This window comes from Niastella sp., assembly GCF_045805085.1.
Lineage (GTDB): Bacteria > Bacteroidota > Bacteroidia > Chitinophagales > Chitinophagaceae > Niastella.
The window spans coordinates 1-18,202 of sequence record NZ_JBJMLX010000109.1; the positions used below are offsets into that span (position 1 = coordinate 1).

The following is an 18,202-nucleotide window of genomic DNA, read 5'->3' on the forward strand; positions in this document are numbered from 1 at the left end:
AAAACATGGCATGCACATTCGTTCTGAAAGTGTATTCCCATTCTTCGGCTGAAATTTCCTGTAAGGTTTTATGTTGCATCTGGTGAGCGGCGTTGTTCACTATAATATCTAACTGGCCAAATTCCTGAATGGCTCTTTGAACCAGTTCTGTACAATGTTCTTCATTGCTGATATCACCCGGCACCAGCACTGCTTTTCTGCCCGCAGCCTGAATATAACGTTCCACTTCCAGCGCATCCTCTTCCTCGTTTAAATAGGAGATGAGCACATCGGCGCCTTCCCTCGCGAAAGCAATCGCTACTGCCTTGCCAATACCTGAATCACCACCGGTGATCAACGCTTTACGGCCCGTTAGTTTCCCGGTTCCCTGATATGATGTTTCACCATGATCTGGCTTGGGATCCATTTGCTGCTCTGAGCCCGGCATTTGTTGTTCCTGCGCTGGATAAGGTGGCTGCGGATATTTTTCCAGTGGATTTTGTTTGGGTGCTTTTATTTCAATGTTCATAACTGATAGTTTTACCAGTTGGGCACGCAAAAAAGGAGCCACCAAAGGGCAAAGGGCAATCGGCAGGCGGCAGATGGCAAACGGCAAACACCGTCCCGGGGAAGCGGGGAATATTATCACCAGCTTTTTACCGGTTGATCATTTTTTGCATTTGCTCAGGATATCTGGCTCCCTGTATTTCAATGTTGGCCAATGCCTCATTTATTTTTTTAAGATCGCCCGCGCTGAGGGTAATATAGGCAGCGTTCATATTTTCTTCCAAACGATTTAATTTGGTAGTGCCCGGGATAGGAGCGATCCAGGGTTTTTGCGCCAGCAGCCAGGCCAGGGCAATTTGTGCAATAGTGGCGTTTAACCCCTTTGCAATTTGTCCCAGCACATCGATCAACGCCTGGTTGGCTTTTCGGTTCTCTTCTGAAAAGCGGGGAGCTATATTTCGGTAATCGTTTTGACTGAATGTAGTGTTCTCATCGATCTTTCCTGTTAAAAAACCTTTACCTAAAGGACTAAAAGGTACAAACCCGATACCCAGTTCTTCCAGCGTGGGCAGAATTTCCTGCTCAGGTTCCCGCCACCAGAGCGAGTATTCGCTTTGTAAGGCCGCCACCGGTTGCACGGCATGCGCCCGGCGAATGTTTTGTACACCTGCTTCACTCATCCCAAAATATTTAACCTTTCCTTCTTTGATCAGGTCCTTCACGGTGCCGGCTACTTCTTCAATAGGCACATTGGGGTCGATGCGGTGCTGGTACAACAGATCGATCACATCTGTTTGTAACCGTTTCAGCGCGGCTTCCGCCACCGCTCTTATATTCTCCGGACGGCTGTCTGTACCCATTGGTAGTTTACCATCTTTGAACCCAAATTTGGTGGCAATCACCACTTCGTTGCGGAACGGTTGCAACGCTTCGCCCAGCAGTTCTTCATTTTCATAGGGTCCGTATGCCTCGGCCGTGTCGAAAAAGGTGACGCCGAGTTCATACGCTTTTCTGATCAATTTGATAGCGTCCTGCTTGCCTGTTGCGGGGCCAAAGCCAAAGCTCAATCCCATACAACCCAAACCGAGCGCGGATACTTCTAAACCGCTTTTACCTAATTTTCTTTTTTGCATAGCTGTTTGTTTGATGCAAAGGTCTAACCATTGCCCGGCTGGTTTGGTATACAGATTACTGGTTTAAATACCATTATTCCTGATGCCGGCCGGCCGGCCGGTAAGTGACAAATAAATTGGTAATTTTGATCCTGTTAAATGATAAAGCATATGGATATTACGAGGCGATTTGAAACAGTAAGTGAGTATAACGCGTTCAACAACAATGAAACACTACACCCGCTGGTGAGTGTGGTGGATCTGTCGAAGGCCGATCCGCGGGCAGGGGCGCCAATCTATTTCGGATTTTACACCATCTTCATAAAAGATGTTATGTGTGGCGACATCCGCTATGGCCGCCATAAATATGATTACCAGGAAGGCACCCTGGTTTTCTTTGCCCCGGGACAGGTAGCGGCGGTTGACAGCAATGGCGTGCTATATCAACCAAAAGGACATGCGCTGGTGTTTCATGAAGATTTTATTCATGGTACCTCATTGGGCAAACATATCCAGGACTATACCTTCTTTGGCTACCAGGCGAATGAAGCATTGCATTTGTCGGAACGGGAAAGAAAGGTGATCCTTGAAAGTTTTGCAAAAATTAAATACGAGCTGGAGCAGTCGGTTGACAAGCACAGCAAAAAGCTTATCATCTCTAACATTGAATTGTTGCTGAACTATTGTGTGCGCTTTTACGACCGGCAGTTTATTACCCGCGATAACGCGAACAAAGGATTTCTGGAAAAGTTTGAAGCGTTGTTGAATGGATATTTTCAAACAGATAAACCCCAGACCATTGGTTTGCCTTCTGTAGCCTGGTGCGCCGGCGAACTGAATTTATCACCCAATTATTTTGGTGATCTGGTAAAAAAAGAAACCGGTAAATCGGCGCAGGAATTTGTGCAGGAGAAATTAATACATCTCGCCAAGGAGAAAATATTCGACCTCGATAAATCCATCAGCGATATCGCCTACGAACTGGGCTTCAAATATCCCCAGCACTTTACCCGGTTGTTTAAACAAAAGACCGGCCTGTCGCCCAACGAATACCGGTTAGCCAATTGACAATTGGCAGCTTATTATTTACAATCTACGATCGCAACGGCAAACGGCTTCAACACAATCGTAGTACCTGAAAGCGTTGTTTTAGCAGGAGGGTTTTCTCCTGTAAGAATGTCTGACTGGTTAACAACCGCGTTACCCGCTTCAGATGGTAAGACTACAGTCACTGCTGAGTTGTGTTTATTGATCAGTAATATTTTTCTTCCCTGTTTGGTAATGATACCCTGTGCTGCCAGGTGGTTGCCTTTACCTTTGATGCTTGTTTTCAGCAACTGATCGCCGGGGCCGAAATTTTCTTTCAACAACCGGAGCACCCAATACCTGGCATTGGGATGGCCGTTTTCCCAATTCATCATACTTACATCAGGGAATTGCGTGGGGTAACCAACCAGTTGCGATTCACCGGCTACATCGATGCCCAGTTTGGTGAGCTCCAGAAAGATATAGGCATACATAGCGCCGGCAAGATTCCAGTAGTGGTCATGTATGGGCCCCGATTCACTGGGGGAACGCAGGATCACCCCAATTTCATTGATCATGGTAAACACCTGCGGCGCCAGCCGTTTTCTGATGCTTTCTATATAGCGTACCTTATCGAGAAAAGATTCTGCATGATCGAAAAATGCATACTGGTATTCATCGATGGTTTGCTGCGGCCATGCTGGTCTTGAATAGTGGTGGTACGAGATGCCTTCCAGTGGGATCCCGGGTTTATGATTTTTGGGATCCAGGAAATATTCAAAATAAGCCGGGTCGCGTACATAGGCGAGCGAGAGCCCCACAAATTTTGTCTGGGGAGAGAGCTTCTTCAATTCAAATACAATAGCATCATACATTTTTGTATATAATTCCACCGGGATGTGATGTTCCAGGTCGGGCTCATTCAACACTTCCCAATAAGGGATATTATAAAAATGACCCGATTTATGAAATACACCCAACTCATCGGTAAATCCGCCTTTGGTATACCAGCTGAATAAGCGAGCATAATAGCCCGTTAGTTCCTGCATGGTAGTGTCGCGCAGTTGGGTGCCCTGGTTATAATCCCAGCAGAGGCCATACGGGTCTGCAGGATATTGTACCGGTTTGGCAGTTTTCCATAACCAGGCGGGGGTAGTGCTGAAGTTGATGACGGTGGAGTGTCCTTTGGTGGCTTCCATCACGGCCTGCATGGTGCTGTCGAGATAAGTGAGATCCCAGAAAGTTTTATTGGCGGCAGGCGGTTGTAATTCCGCAACGGCCATTTTAGGATAGGGGAACCAGGGTACGTACCGAACATAATCAGCACCCAGTTCTTTCAACGCTTTGAATGTATTGGTGTGAATGGGAGAACCGGGCCGCACCATGGGATTTTCCACCAACTGCAAGGTGGCCGTTGTTTTTGATTCGGTGACTACCGCTTTCCAGTCGATGGTGATTTTACAGGTATCGGTTTGCGCATATATGGAAGTACTTAGAAGGACCGTACAGGCAACAAGCAATCGTTTCATAGTTAAAGGTATGTTTTACAGCATACGCTGTTCTATACGTAATAAAGGCCCTGGTTCCACCAGTGGCAATCAAAAATTATGGAAATTTCGGCTTATTTTTAAGGCAGAAGGCAGACGGCCCTCCTACGCTAAAGCTTCGGCGGGCGAGGCAGAAAGTGCGACAGGTTAAGAAGAAGCGCGAGGCTGTATTACTCCCCCTCCACCGGAGGGGGCCGGGGGGAGGCCCGGGAATAAGCGGTAAGCAATTTCAATATGCAAGTGAGGTATTTGTATGCTATACTAATTGTATTTGTGGTGGTAATTTGCCCCAGGCCTGTTTTTGCCGGCAATCCACCATTGTCATACCTGGGCATTGAGCAGGGACTCTCCAATAATACAATCCGCGCTATTTACCAGGACCGTAAAGGTTTTATCTGGTTTGGCACCTATGATGGGTTGAACCGCTACGATGGCTATGCATTCAAAGTATTTCGCAACCGGTTTAACGATACCAGTTCGCTGGTAGATAACAGCATTCACGCCATCCAGGAAGATGCCGCCGGCAACGTATGGATCGGCACCAACACGGGGCTCAGCATTTATCAAACCGCTACAGATAAATTTACCCGGCTCCGGTTCCTGCCTTATGGTGAAAAGGTAGCCCGAACACTGAATACCGAAACAAAAGATATTAAACGCACGGAAGATGGCGCCATGCTCATTGCCAGTTTGACCGATGGGTTATTGATGTTTAAAAACAATACGGCGGTGCAGGTGCCGCTGGTGGCCAATGGCGTTACAACGGCTAACTATTCCGCCGCCTGCATTCGCATCGATGATAAAAAAAGAGTATGGGTGTTTGTGGTCTCGCGCGGACTTTGTTTGTTCAATCCCAACACCAGGCAATTGCAGCTGGTGAACGAAACGCTCAGGTCTTCTTTCAGGATCTTCCCCGATGGCGGGCAGTTATGGGTGGGCACCAATAATGGCATTTATTTATATGATCTAAACACCAATGCCTATACCCGGGCGCTCGATCAATACGATCCCCAATTGGCCACCGATAAGGTAGCCGATTTTGCGCTCGATCACCAGCACCGCTTATGGATGGTGACCAAGGACAATGGCGTAAAAATATACGACCCTGCCACCCGGCAGGTGAACCACCTGGTAGCCGATGGCCGGGTGAACAGCCTGAGCAATGAAAACTTCAATACCGTTTTTGTAGACCGAGAAGGCCGCGTGTGGCTGGGTTCACAACGCGGTGGTATCAATATCATCGACGGACAAAAAAGCCGCTTTACGACTATTGCGCATGACCCCCTCAATAGCAACAGCCTGGTGAATAGTTACGTCTCGGCTTTTTATGAAATGCCCGATGGCCGCATCTGGATCGGATCTGAATTTGGTGGGGTAAGTTTGTGGGATAGAAAACAGGGCGCCTTCACGAATTTTAAAAACGATCCCGGTAATGCGGCAACTATCAGCAATAACTTCATCACCAGTATTGTTACCGATCACGAAGGTGCTGTATGGATCGGCACCTACTGGGGCGGCATGAATTTGTTTGAACCGCGTACCCATACCTTTCGCCGGTATAAGTGTTTCAATCAAATGTACAATAATGCCGAGAACAAGATGGTGTACCGGTTGTGTGTAGACCATGAAGGCGCCTTGTGGGCCACCACGCTGCAGGAAGGCGGCATAAAAGGGGCATTATTTCATTACAACAAAACAACTGACCGCTTTGAGTTCTTTGATAACCTGTCGGAATTGTTTGCCTTACAGGAAGACCGCAACGGGGTGCTGTGGGGCGGTAACCTGACCCAGCTGATAAAAATTGACCGCGTAAACAAACAACATACTTACTACAACATCGGCAAAAGTGTTCGCTGTATAGTGGAAGACAAAGCTGGTGATTTCTGGCTGGGCACCGAGGGCGGTGGACTGGTGTTGTTCGATCGGGCACAAGGTAAAATTACCGCCCGGTATACAACCGATGAAGGGTTGTGTAACAATGAAGTGCTGAACATGCAGGAGGATGGTAAAGGTAATTTGTGGATGAGCACTTATAATGGCCTGGCGTGTTTTACGCCGGCTACAAAAACATTCCATAATTACTACCAGGGCGATGGCTTGCAAAGCAACCAGTTCAACCCCAATTCTTCGCTGGCGCTTCGCTCGGGCGAGCTGTTGTTTGGCGGCATAAAAGGGTTCAATATTTTTCATCCCGAAAGCATACAACAAACACCGCACCCTTGGCAGGTGTACCTCACCGGTATTACGGTAGATAATCAACCGGTACCCTATACCGAGGAATTGAAAGTGCCTTACAGCAAGGCGGTTTTTTCGTTTACCTATGTGGCGCCCGAATATGCCACGCCCGGTAAAATAACGTACGCGTATTATATGGAAGGGTGGGACAGGGGCTGGAATTATACCGGTAACCTGCGCACCGCCAACTATACACATCTGGGCGAAGGCAGTTATGTGTTCCGCGTAAAAAGCACCGATGTAAACGGCAACTGGAATAAAGAAGAAGTAATGCTACGCATCACCGTGTTGCCGCCCTGGTACCGCACGTGGCTGGCGTATTTGTTATATGGCTGCGTGCTGATTGCTTTACTGTATGCGTGGTGGTGGTACCGCTCCAGGCAAACCCGCCTGAAATACGAAGTGGCCATTGCGCACCTGGATGCAGCCAACAAAAGATCGGAACTGGAAAGGGAAAGGGCCGAACGTGAAAAGGAACAGGTGCTCAATGAACGCGAACGCACCATCAATGAAAACAAGCTCACCTTCTTTACCAATGTTTCGCACGAGTTCAGAACCCCGCTGACGCTCATCATCAATCCGTTGAAAGATGTGTTGAGCCGCAAACAGGAATCGCCCGAAAAACCGGATGGCGAATTACAAACCGTGTATCGCAATGCCCGCCGCATGTTGAGCCTGGTGGATCAGTTGTTGCTGTTCCGCAAGGCGGAAAGCGGGATGGATATCCTCCGGCCCGCGAAGCAGGCCGTGTATGCCCTTGCGCATGATATCTATCTGTGTTTTGTACAGCAGGCCAAAGCCAAAAAGATAACCTACGAATTTGATTGTCCCGAACAGCTAGAGGTGTATGCCGACCGGGAAAAGTTAGGTATTATATTATATAACCTGTTGTCGAATGCGTGTAAGTATACGCCGGAAGGTGGCAGGATTGTTTTGCAGGTGCGCGAAACAGAAAGGGAAGTCGTGTTTCATGTGCAGGATACGGGCATTGGCATTGACAAGGAAACCGGCGATCAGTTGTTCGAGAAATTCTACCGGGCTTCCGGCCAGGCCATTACTGCGCAAAAGGGTTTTGGCATCGGGTTGTACCTGGTTAAGCATTTAACAGCCCAGCATAAAGGGAAGATCAATTTTGAAAGCAAGCCCGGCGAGGGAACCACTTTTGCCCTCCATCTGCTCAAGGGTGTTCAGCATTTTGGTACAGAAGTGATCCTGGATGACGTGTCGGTTCAACCCGTATTACTGGAAGACCTGACCCTGGACGATGAATTAAGCGCACCCGCCGGATCGCTGGGGCCGGATAGCGAACCATTGGAAGCCGTAGTGACCGAAAAGAGATCGATCCTGTTAATAGATGACGACGAACAGATCCTGCAATACCTGTCGGGGCTTTTTAGAAATACTTACCAGGTGCTGCTGGCCTCAGACGGGGAAGATGGGTTGAGCCTTGCCTATAAACACCTGCCCGACCTGGTGATTGCCGACATTCAAATGCAGGGCATGAGCGGCATCGATCTTTGCAAAAAGATAAAGGAGGATGCGGCCTTGCAGCACATTCCGGTCATTTTGCTTACCGCCAGTACTTCAGCCGAAGTAAGATTGAAAGGGGTGGAAGGCGGCGCCGACGATTACATTACCAAACCTTTCGATAAAGAGATCCTGGTAGCCCGGGTGGCCAGCCTGCTCAGGCGCGCACTGTGCTGCAGCATTATTTCTTTAACGCCATCACCCTGAACCATACCGATCAGAAGGTGTCGCAGGAGTATAAGGAATTCCTGGAGCGTTGTATTGCCATCGTGGAAAGCCACCTCGACGATGACAGCTTTAACCTGAAAGTGTTGCTGGCCGAAATTGGCATGAGCCGGAGCAACCTGTTCCGTAAAGTAAAATCGGTATCGGGGCTGTCGATAAAATCATTCATCCGGTTCATTCGTTTGCGCAAAGCAGCCGAGTTGTTTATTAATACAAATTATAATGTAAGCGAAACAGCGTTGCGCGTTGGCATAAACGACATCAAATTCTTCCGCGCCGAATTCAATAAGGTGTTTGGCATGAACCCATCTGAATATATCAAAAAGTATAGGAAAACCTTCGCCAACCAGTTTGTGGTGAAGGTAAAGGGGGCCAGGGGGTAAAATGGTCGCCTCACCCCCCTTTTACGGCCTTCACCCCTCCCCAAACTCCTGATTTCCCCCCGTATTTTGCAGTTACCAGGTACCGGTTATCGACGCCAGGAGGCAACCGGTAACAGCGCCAAAATCACGAATAATGCTTGTCAAAACATATTTGCTCCTTCCGTTTCTATTGTTGCCGGCGATTATGGATGCCCAGACATTTATGCATCCCGGTTTATTACAAAGTCGTGAAGACCTGGAGCGGATGAAGACAGCGGTGGCTGCCAAACAGGAACCCATTTATGCCGGCTACCAGGTATTTATTCAGAACCCCGCTTCGCAGGCAGCTTACAACATGCAGGGACCCCTGGCCATGGTGGGGCGCAACCCAACCGTAGGACAAACCACCTACGACAATGACGCCAATGCCGCCTATCAACACGCTCTTATGTGGGCGATCACAGGCGAGAAGGGGTATGCAGATACGGCCATCAAAATAATCAATGCCTGGTCGGCTACGTTGAGAGCTGTTACCGGTCGCGATGCGGTGCTGATGGCCGGATTGGGACCTTTCAAAATGGTGAATGCAGCCGAGATCATCCGCTATACCAATGCCGGTTGGTCAAATAAGGATATTCAGCAAACGGAAAAACACTTCAAAGAAGCGATCTATCCCGTGTTGAAAGACTTTGCGCCTTTTGCCAATGGCAACTGGGATGCGGCCGCTATTAAAACCGTAATGGCTATTGGCATCTTTTGTAATGACCAGGCGATCTACGAACGCGCATTGCAATATTATGTAAATGGAGCTGGTAATGGCCGCCTCACCCATTATGTAATAAATGAAGCAGGACAGATCCAGGAAACCGGCCGCGACCAGGCGCATACCCAGCTGGGTATTGCCTTGTTGAGCGATTGCTGTGAAATGGCCTGGCACCAGGGGCTTGACCTGTATGGTTATGCCAATAACCGCTTGTTAAAAGGATTTGAGTATACCGCGAAATACAACCTGAATAAGGAGGTGCCTTTTATGCATGAGCTCGATCGCACAGGGAAATATGAACACTTTACACCATCAGAACAATCGCGCGGCGACTTGCGGCCGGTGTATGAACAGATCTTTAATCATTATGTAAACAGAATGGGATTGGCCGCGCCTTTTACAAAACAGGCGGCCGAAAAAATAAGACCCGAAGGTCCCGGTAAACCCGGCGCAGATCACCCGGGCTATGGCACCCTGTTATATACAAGACCGCCCGGTTCGGCGATCATTCACCATCCACGGGCAGCGCCAGGTGGCATTATAGCTACGGGTTCAAACCAACAAATAACGCTGACCTGGGTAGGCACTACCGGCGCGGAGACCTATTCCGTAAAACGTGGGGAGAAAAGCGGTGGTCCGTATACGACCATTGCGAAAAACATCCTGGCCACCAGCTATACTGACAAACAGGTAAAACCGGGCGTTGTGTATTACTATACCCTCACAGCAACGAATGCAAAAGGCGAAAGCCCCCATGCATTTGAAGTGGGCATCGCGGCCGGATTGCCCACTGCCTGGAAACAACAGGCCATCGGCGCCCCCGCGTCGACAGACCACGCCAACTACGATGGGAATGGATTTCGCATAGAGGCTTCGGGGAATGGGTTGGGCGATACCCGGGATACCTGTTTTGTTATTTACAAGCCATTGCAAGGCGATGGAACTATTACCATGCGTATTGATCCCGAACCCAGTTCGCAGTTCTCCAAAATGGGATTGATGATGCGCGAAGCACTCACAGCAAATTCGGCTCATGCGTCTTTGATGTTGTATCCCGGTAAAACAAATTCAGTAGAAGCGCCTTCCTGGCAACTGCGATTGTTATCGCGCGCAAAAACAGGCGGGGTAACCACTGTTGATACCCCTGGGCGCCCATTGGAAGAGCCTGCAGTTACATACGGCCGCCTGACCGGTTATTACTGGTTACGCCTGCAAAGAAAAGGCAATGAATTCGCCGGCTTTGGTTCTTACGATGGTCAGGACTGGACGCCTGTTGGCAGCGTTCGGCTCTCTTTGAAAAAAGAGGTGTTGGTTGGCATACCCGTGTCGGCTGGTATGCCCAATAGCACTATTGTGCAAATAGACAATGTATCTGTAACGAATAATTAATTCCCTTCATGATAAAGAAATTCCTGTATGTATTACCCCTTACCGTACGCTCAGCGGACAATATCTGTGCAATTATTCTTTCTTAACCCCATGAATTATCCAAAATTCCCCTTTGCATGACAATTTCCGTTAAGAGTAATGTGCTTCTGTTGAAGCAAAAATGGCTGCGAACCGCTGCCATGAAGATCAGAACAACAAGTTTATTGGTGCTCGCCCTGGTTGCACAACATTCCCGGGCGCAGACCGGGTTGCTGAATGATGATTTCTCAACCGGCAACACCAACAACTGGAAAGCGGCTACGTCGGGTTCTACCGGACAGATCGTAAACGGCAGGTTTGTGGTAACAATGGCCGCTCAAGCTGGCGGTAAATACCGCGGCGACTTTCAAAAAGCAGGCGGCGTAACCCTGAATGCCGGCGCCTATCCTGTTGTGGCTATCAAGTTCAACAAGCCGCCCCGGTGTAACTATTTCTTCGACACCAACCTGGGGTCGTATAATGGTACCAACAACAATGCCACCAAAATAGCCTCCGCTACCGGCAATGTTTATTACTGGGACCTTTCAAAAGGCACCCTCGGTACTACTGCATTGGCCAGTAACACCACGACCAACCTCACTTCATTCCAGTTTAAAATTGCCGATGTGGTATTAACATCGGCTGAAGTAGCGGCAAATGATATTCAGTATGAGGTAGACTGGGTTAAAACCTTTGCATCCGTAGATGAACTGCGGGCGTATGTAGGCGTTAACAATCCGCCTTCTTTTTCTTTTCAGGGCAGCTTTGTGCATCCGGGATTATTGCACAATTCGGCGGACCTGGCAAGAATGAAAGGTTTTGTGGCCAACAAATTCGGCCGTCCTTACGCCAGCTACCAGTTACTGGCAGCTTCAACCCGTTCTTCGGCTACTTACCAGCTGGCAGGACCTTATCAATATCTTACCCGTGACGCTACCATTACAGTGAATGGCGTAAACGGCGGTGCTGTTAAAAATGGCGTGGAAGCCGATTTCCTGGCAGCTTATTACAATGCCCTGCTATATAACATTACCGGTGATGAAGCGCATGCCAAAAAAGCGGTGGAGATCATCGATGCTTATTCGGCTACCACTATCGGCATTATTGGTACAGATGCCGCATTGAACGGCCTGTATGGTTGTATGCTGGCCAATGCGGCTGAACTGATGCGTTATACGTATCCCGCATGGCCGGTGGAAAAACAAGTGCAATGCGAAACCATGCTGAAGCAGGTGTTTTACCCCGTATTGCAAAACTTCTCACCCTGTTCACATGGCAACTGGGATATCATATGCATGAAAGCCCTGATGGCCATTGCCATCTACAGCAATGATACCGACATGTTCAACCGGGTAGTAACTTATTTCTACCATGGCGAAGGCAATGGCAGCATCGATAATTATGTATTGACGGCCGCAGGCCAGTTGCAGGAGAGCAACCGCGACCAGCCGCACGTAATGCTGGCATTGGGCTCACTAGCTGAACTGTCTGAAATGGGTAGTAAGCAGGGTGTAGATCTGTACTCTGCTTCCGGTAATGCCATTATGCGTGGTTACGAGTATACCGCGAAATATAACCTGGGCAATACCGTAGATTACCAGACTGCGTACGATTATTGCGAAAAGAACTATTCCGATTATACGCCCGAAGCAATTTCTGCCAACGGCCGTGGCCAGTGGAGACCCGTCTTTGAAATTGCGTATAACCATTATGTGGTGGGCAAGGGCCTGCAAATGCCCTGGACCTTACAGGTGATGAAAGCCATGGGTCCCGAAGGTACGCCTGCCGGTGCAGACAATCCGGGTTATGGTTCTTTGTTTTTCTACCTGAATACGGCGCCCGATTATCCAAAGGACAGCACGACAGCACCTGTTGATACCACCATTGGGTTAATCAACGATAACTTCACTTCAACAGCCGATGGCTGGGCGGCTGTAACCAGCGGTTCAGTAGCTACCGTACAGAATGGCAAACTGAACATTACGTTGGTTACCCAGTCGAACGGTAAAGGCCGTGGCGATGTGAAAAAGACCGCCGGTGCTACCTTGTTACCTGATAATTACCCCATCTTTGCCATCAGGTTCAAAAAACCACAGGCCGGCAATATTACCTTTGATACCAACCTGGGTTCTTTTGGCAATGGCGCCAATAAATGGACCGGTAAAGTAGGGGATGATATCTATTATTACGATCTCACGAAAGGCGGTTTTGGCCCTACGCCAACCATGCTGGCAAAGGATAAAGCGACCAAACTCACTACCTTCCAGTTTAAAGTAGCTGATATCAGTTCAGGTGAAACCAGCTATGCGATAGAGTGGGTGAAGACAGTGAGATCTCTTGAAGATTTGAAGAACACGTTACCCCACGTTCCGCAAAGCATCAGCTTCGATTCGATACCTGCTGTTTTATTAGGCGATACGGCAGCTATTGTGCTCCAGGCAACCGCCAGCTCAAACCTGCCGGTTAGCTACACCATTTCTGATTCAACCATTGCTACTATCAATAATGGTGTGGTTACCATCATCCGCGATGGTACTGTCACCATTACTGCTTCACAATCGGGTGATTCAGCTTACCTGCCTGCATTATCGGTTGCCCGCACGCTGACCATTGCTCCGTTGGGAATTGCCGTACAATCGCAGGATGGCGACAATGGAAAACCTACCAATAACAGCATCGTTCCATACCTGAAACTGGTTAGTCAGGGTAACGCTACGGTAGCTTATGGTGAGTTGACTGCCCGTTACTGGTTTACCGCAGAGAATTTCGCTGGTATCAATACCTGGATCGACTATGCGGCACTCGGTAGCAGTAAAGTGAAAATGAAATATGTGGCCCTCGATACCCCACGCGCTGGCGCATACGGTTATATCGAATACAGCTTCGATAAAACGGCCGGCAACCTGGTAGCAGGTGATAATTCCGGTGTTATTCAGTCAAGATTTGCCAATACCGACTGGTCAAACTTCAACGAAGCAGATGACTACTCCTATGCGAACAACAAAGCATATGCAAACAACAGCAACATTACTTTGTACCGCAACGGACAACTGGTATGGGGTGTAGAACCGGTAGCCGTAAAACCAGCGGTGAATGTGAAAGCCTATTCAGCAACACAATACGGCAACGCCAATACCATCAGCACGTTTGTAACCATCAACAACGAAGGCAACATGCCCGTAGCTTATGGCGACCTGAGTGTACGTTACTGGTTTACAACCGATGGCGCTGCCGCGCTCAATTCATGGGTAGATTATGCTAAGTTGGGCAACAGCAATGTAATCACCAGCTTCAATACGGTAAGTCCTGTATTGACCGGTGCTGATAAGTACCTGGAGATAAAGATCGATCCAACACTGGGTAACCTGTACCCTGCAGGCAATACCGGTAATATCCAGTACCGCATGGCAAAATCCGACTGGTCGAACTTTACGTTTGCAAATGACTGGTCGTACATAGCGCCTGCCCCATTGGCGGAGAATGATCATATAACCGTTTATTACAAGGGACAACTGATCTATGGTACTGAGCCAACTGCTGTGCAACAGGCGCGTGTAGCTGCCAATATCACTGGCGAGGTAGTTGATAATATCAATACTGCTGCAAGCAAGATCATCCTGTTCCCCAATCCGGCAACAGATCATTTGAACATCCAGGCAGGTACAGTAGCGGCTGACGCGGTGGTACAGATCTACAGCCTCAGGGGCGAACTGTTACTCTCACGCAGACTCACTGCCGGTACCCAAACTATTTCCCTGCAATCACTCTCAGCCGGTATTTACCAGGTTGAAGTGCGCAATGGAAAGACCATAACAACAAAACAAATTATTAAACACTAAAAAGAATAGCCAGGGAAGAACCGATCTTCCCTGGCTATATTTAAATTAACGAACACTTGTCATGAAGATCCTCACAGGCATTGCCGGAATGAGCATGGCCGTTGTACTGATCGCCGCGGGTTGTAAGACCAGTGAGTCGAAAAGGACCAACCAGGCGCTGGATTATTGTATTACCCAGTTGTCGAAAACAATTGGTACGCTGCACGATTCAACCCGGATGCCCCGCAGCATAGCCAATGGAAAAACGGACTGGCGCCTGGTGGATTATCGCGACTGGACCAGCGGTTTCTGGCCCGGCATCCTCTGGTACGCCTATGAGTATACGCATGACGAACAATGGAAACAACAGGCTGCCCGTTATTCTAATACATTATTTCCGCTGGCCGATACCGCCGCCATCGATCACGACCTGGGTTTCCAGGTATTCACCAGCATTGGCAATGGGTACCGGCTTACGCATGATCCAACCTATAGATCGATCTTATTAAGAACTGCCGATACCCTCTCGAAATTATTCAATCCCAAAGTAGGCACCATTCTTTCCTGGCCCCGCGCCGTGCCCGGTGTTGACTGGCCCTTGCGCCACAACACCATTATGGATAATATGATCAACCTCGAACTCCTGTTCTGGGCATCAAAAAACGGTGGCGATAAAAGACTGTATGATATCGCGGTGAAACATGCCGAAACCACCATGCACCATCATTTTCGTCCCGATTATACCTCTTACCATATAATAGTATACGATACCGCTACCGGTCAAAAAGTAAAAGGGATCACCCACCAGGGTTATTCCGACAGCAGCATGTGGGCGAGGGGACAGGCATGGGCTATTTATGGGTTTACCATGGTGGCCCGCGAAACCGGCGACACCCGCTTCCTGGATTTTGCACAAAAAGTGACCGACGTATACCTGGAAAAACTGCCTGCCGATTTAGTTCCTTACTGGGATTTCAATGCCCCCGATATTCCCAACGCGCCCCGCGATGCATCCGCAGCCGCTGTAGTGGCTTCCGGTTTGTTGGAGCTTTCTACCTTACTAACAGATGCTGCCAAATCAAATTATTACCGAACGAAAGCCGAAGCCATGCTGGTCTCGCTTTCTTCCAATAAATACCAAAGCCGGGAAGTGAACAATGCCTTGCTGCTGCACTCGACCGGACATAAACCCAATGGCGGTGAAATTGATGCATCCATTATTTATGCCGATTACTATTACCTGGAAGCGTTGCTTCGGGAGAAAAAAATAAAAGAAGGAGGAATGAAAAAATGATCAGACAGGTTTTGTTGATGACAATGTTCATCCCAATCATCAGTAGCAATAGTTCAGCGCAAACCGTACCCGATGACACAAAAGCGAGTGTACAATCGCCCGATAAAAATATAACCGTACAATTTTACCAGAAGCAGTTAGAGCCCGGTAAACGGGAAATGTATTACCGGTTGAGTTATAAGAATACACCAGTGATCAGTGAATCTGCCCTGGATCTTCAACTGGATAACAACCTGAGCGAGCGCGCCATGGCGCTGCAGGTAGATAAACATGAAAAGTGGTGCGAGAACCTGAAGGTGATCAGTATCCATACTACATCGAAAGACACTACCTGGCAACCCGCATATGGCGAGCAAAGCCAGATCAGGGATCATTATAATGCGGTGACCATAGAAATGGTGAAAGATGATAACCCCATTTACACCATGAACGTGGAGATTAGGGTATACAATGAAGGGGCCGCCCTCCGGTATTTCTTTCCCGAAAATCCCAAAGGAACGTATTATAGAATAATGCAGGAGAACACGGCCTTTAGCGTACCTGAAGGCACGCTGGCCTGGCATGCATCCTGGGCGCAGGCGCCGTATAAATTGATCGCATTGAATAACTGGCCCGATGAAAGCGAACGCCCCCTCACGCTGCAATTACCCGGTGGGCTATACGCTTGTTTGGCCGAAGCCGGCTTAACGGATTATGCGCGAACCAAATTCAAAGTAAACGCAGACAAACCCAATACCATTCTTACGAGTATGTATACGCCGGCCGATCTCATTTCACCGGTGGGTACACCCTGGCGCGTGATAATGGTAGCAGAAAAACCAGGCGACCTGATCGTAAACAACCACCTGATCTTAAACCTGAATGAACCCTCGAAAATAAAAGACCAGCGCTGGATAAAACCCGGCAAGATCATGCGGGTGATGACACAAACAACCACCGGGGCAAAAGCCAATATCGACTTTGCGGTTAAACACAACCTGCAATACATTTTGTTCGACTGGAAATGGTATGGCCCGGCATTTAGTTTCTCCGCTGATGCCACCAAAGTGGCCATTCCCGATTTTGACCTGCCCGGGATCATTCAATACGGTAAAGAGAAAGGCGTGGGCGTTTGGCTGTATGTGAATTTACAGGGGATCTATGCACAGTCAGATTCGCTGTTCCAGGTCTATCACAAGTGGGGCGTAAAAGGTGTGAAGTTTGGTTTTGTGCAGGCCGGCTCGCATCGCTGGACAACCTGGCTGGAAGAAATGATCCACAAAGCAGCCGGCAACAACATCATGGTGAACATCCACGACGACTGGCGGCCAACCGGTGAACAACGCACCTGGCCCAACCTGATGACAGCCGAAGGCATTCGTGGCAATGAAGAAATGCCCGATGCTACCCATAATACGGTGTTACCATTTACCCGGTATATCGCCGGTGCAGCCGATTATACCATTTGCTATTACGATAAGCGCATCAAAACCACACACGCACACCAGCTGGCATTGGCTGCCATTTATTACAGTCCCATTCAAACGCTGTTCTGGTACGATAAACCTGCTATGAGCAACAACGAATCGGAACTCGAATTCTGGGACCATATCCCAACCACCTGGGATGAGACCCGCGTGCTACAGGGAACGCCCGGTGAATTTATAACCACGGCCAGGCGCAAGGGGCAAGAATGGTTTGTAGGCACCATCACCAACAACCAGGAACGTACGGTAAAGATTGATTGCAGTTTTTTGCCAAAGGGAAAAACATTTACTGCCCGCATCTATTCCGATGATGCAACGGTTGCTACCGCTACCAAAGTAAAAATAGAGGAGAAAAAAATAACCGCCGCTACGGTACTGGAAGTAAAACTGCTTCCTTCCGGCGGGCAGGCCATCTGGATAAAACCTTAAAACTACTACTGTGAATAAAGCCGCTTTTACTGAAAAAAGATACATCGTTATTTTCGTTTTTGTCACGTCGCTCTTTCTGTTATGGGGCGTGGCGCATTCCATCAGCGATGTGCTGAACAAACATTTTCAAAATGTAATGAACCTGACCAAAGCCCAATCGGGACTGATCCAGTTCTCCGTATTTGGCGCTTATTTCGTAATGAGCATTCCGGCCGGGTTGTTCATGAAAAGGTTTGGGTATAAAAAGGGGGTGCTGCTGGGGCTTTTCTTATTTTCCCTGGGCGCCTTATTGTTTGTGCCGGCCGCCAATAGTGTATCGTTCTCTTTTTTTCGCATCGCGTTGTTTATTGTAGGTTGTGGGATGGCTACCCTTGAAACGGTGGCGCATCCGTTTGTGGCCGCATTGGGCGATCAACGTGCCAGCGACCGCCGCATCAACTTCTCCCAGTCATTCAATGCCGTAGGCACCATGATAGGTCCCGCGTTGGGCAGTAATATTTTGCTG

At 48.7% G+C, this 18,202-nt stretch carries 11 protein-coding genes; 8 read left to right on the forward strand and 3 right to left on the reverse strand.

The features are described 5' to 3' along the window. Both ACJ751_RS05315 and ACJ751_RS05320 read right to left on the reverse strand, forming a co-directional pair. The coding region (locus ACJ751_RS05315) for an SDR family NAD(P)-dependent oxidoreductase (RefSeq protein ID WP_407744336.1) at positions 1-508 on the reverse strand (508 nt) is incomplete at its 3' end. 127 nt (positions 509-635) lie between these two features. Further along, entirely contained in the window at positions 636-1,619 is a 984-nt protein-coding gene (locus tag ACJ751_RS05320; RefSeq protein ID WP_407744337.1) for an aldo/keto reductase, read from the reverse strand. A 150-nt stretch (positions 1,620-1,769) separates the two neighbouring features. Between ACJ751_RS05320 and ACJ751_RS05325 the strand changes: the two genes are divergently transcribed. After that, positions 1,770-2,666, forward strand: a complete 897-nt coding sequence (locus tag ACJ751_RS05325; RefSeq protein ID WP_407744338.1) for a helix-turn-helix domain-containing protein — start codon at positions 1,770-1,772, stop codon at positions 2,664-2,666. A gap of 14 nt (positions 2,667-2,680) precedes the next feature. Here ACJ751_RS05325 and ACJ751_RS05330 read toward each other — a convergent pair whose 3' ends face one another. Then, a complete protein-coding gene (locus tag ACJ751_RS05330) occupies positions 2,681-4,153 on the reverse strand; it encodes a glycosyl hydrolase family 39 (RefSeq protein WP_407744339.1) in 1,473 nt (490 codons plus the stop codon). Between the two features lie 252 nt (positions 4,154-4,405). Here ACJ751_RS05330 and ACJ751_RS05335 point away from each other — a divergent pair, with 252 nt between their 5' ends. From ACJ751_RS05335 to ACJ751_RS05365, 7 genes are all read left to right on the forward strand, one after another. After that, entirely contained in the window at positions 4,406-8,140 is a 3,735-nt protein-coding gene (locus ACJ751_RS05335) for a two-component regulator propeller domain-containing protein (protein WP_407744340.1), read from the forward strand. Then, on the forward strand, positions 8,104-8,541 hold the full coding sequence (locus ACJ751_RS05340; protein ID WP_407744341.1) for a helix-turn-helix domain-containing protein: 438 nt from the start codon (positions 8,104-8,106) through the stop codon (positions 8,539-8,541). The genes ACJ751_RS05335 and ACJ751_RS05340 overlap by 37 nt, the downstream gene beginning before the upstream one ends. Positions 8,542-8,674: 133 nt before the next feature. Further along, positions 8,675-10,672 (forward strand): alginate lyase family protein, encoded by a 1,998-nt coding sequence (locus tag ACJ751_RS05345; RefSeq protein WP_407744342.1) that lies wholly within the window; start codon positions 8,675-8,677, stop codon positions 10,670-10,672. A 116-nt stretch (positions 10,673-10,788) separates the two neighbouring features. Beyond that, positions 10,789-14,529, forward strand: coding sequence for a DUF4979 domain-containing protein (locus ACJ751_RS05350; protein ID WP_407744343.1), 3,741 nt, complete (start codon positions 10,789-10,791; stop codon positions 14,527-14,529). A gap of 61 nt (positions 14,530-14,590) precedes the next feature. Continuing rightward, positions 14,591-15,802: a glycoside hydrolase family 88 protein gene (locus tag ACJ751_RS05355; protein ID WP_407744344.1), complete on the forward strand. Its 1,212-nt coding sequence runs from the start codon at positions 14,591-14,593 to the stop codon at positions 15,800-15,802. After that, positions 15,799-17,697, forward strand: a complete 1,899-nt coding sequence (locus tag ACJ751_RS05360; protein WP_407744345.1) for a glycoside hydrolase family 97 N-terminal domain-containing protein — start codon at positions 15,799-15,801, stop codon at positions 17,695-17,697. The genes ACJ751_RS05355 and ACJ751_RS05360 overlap by 4 nt, the downstream gene beginning before the upstream one ends. A gap of 10 nt (positions 17,698-17,707) precedes the next feature. Then, positions 17,708-18,202: MFS transporter (locus tag ACJ751_RS05365; RefSeq protein WP_407744346.1), on the forward strand; the 495-nt coding region annotated here is incomplete at its 3' end.

Excerpts from the sequence above, each read along its gene's own strand:
- ACJ751_RS05325 (WP_407744338.1), top strand. The coding sequence starts at position 1,770 with ATGGATATTACGAGGCGATTTGAAACAGTAAGTGAGTATAACGCGTTC.
- ACJ751_RS05335 (WP_407744340.1), top strand. The coding sequence starts at position 4,406 with ATGCAAGTGAGGTATTTGTATGCTATACTAATTGTATTTGTGGTGGTA.
- ACJ751_RS05355 (WP_407744344.1), top strand. The coding sequence starts at position 14,591 with ATGAAGATCCTCACAGGCATTGCCGGAATGAGCATGGCCGTTGTACTG.
- ACJ751_RS05330 (WP_407744339.1), bottom strand. The coding sequence starts at position 4,153 with ATGAAACGATTGCTTGTTGCCTGTACGGTCCTTCTAAGTACTTCCATA.
- ACJ751_RS05345 (WP_407744342.1), top strand. The coding sequence starts at position 8,675 with ATGCTTGTCAAAACATATTTGCTCCTTCCGTTTCTATTGTTGCCGGCG.
- ACJ751_RS05320 (WP_407744337.1), bottom strand. The coding sequence starts at position 1,619 with ATGCAAAAAAGAAAATTAGGTAAAAGCGGTTTAGAAGTATCCGCGCTC.
- ACJ751_RS05350 (WP_407744343.1), top strand. The coding sequence starts at position 10,789 with ATGACAATTTCCGTTAAGAGTAATGTGCTTCTGTTGAAGCAAAAATGG.
- ACJ751_RS05360 (WP_407744345.1), top strand. The coding sequence starts at position 15,799 with ATGATCAGACAGGTTTTGTTGATGACAATGTTCATCCCAATCATCAGT.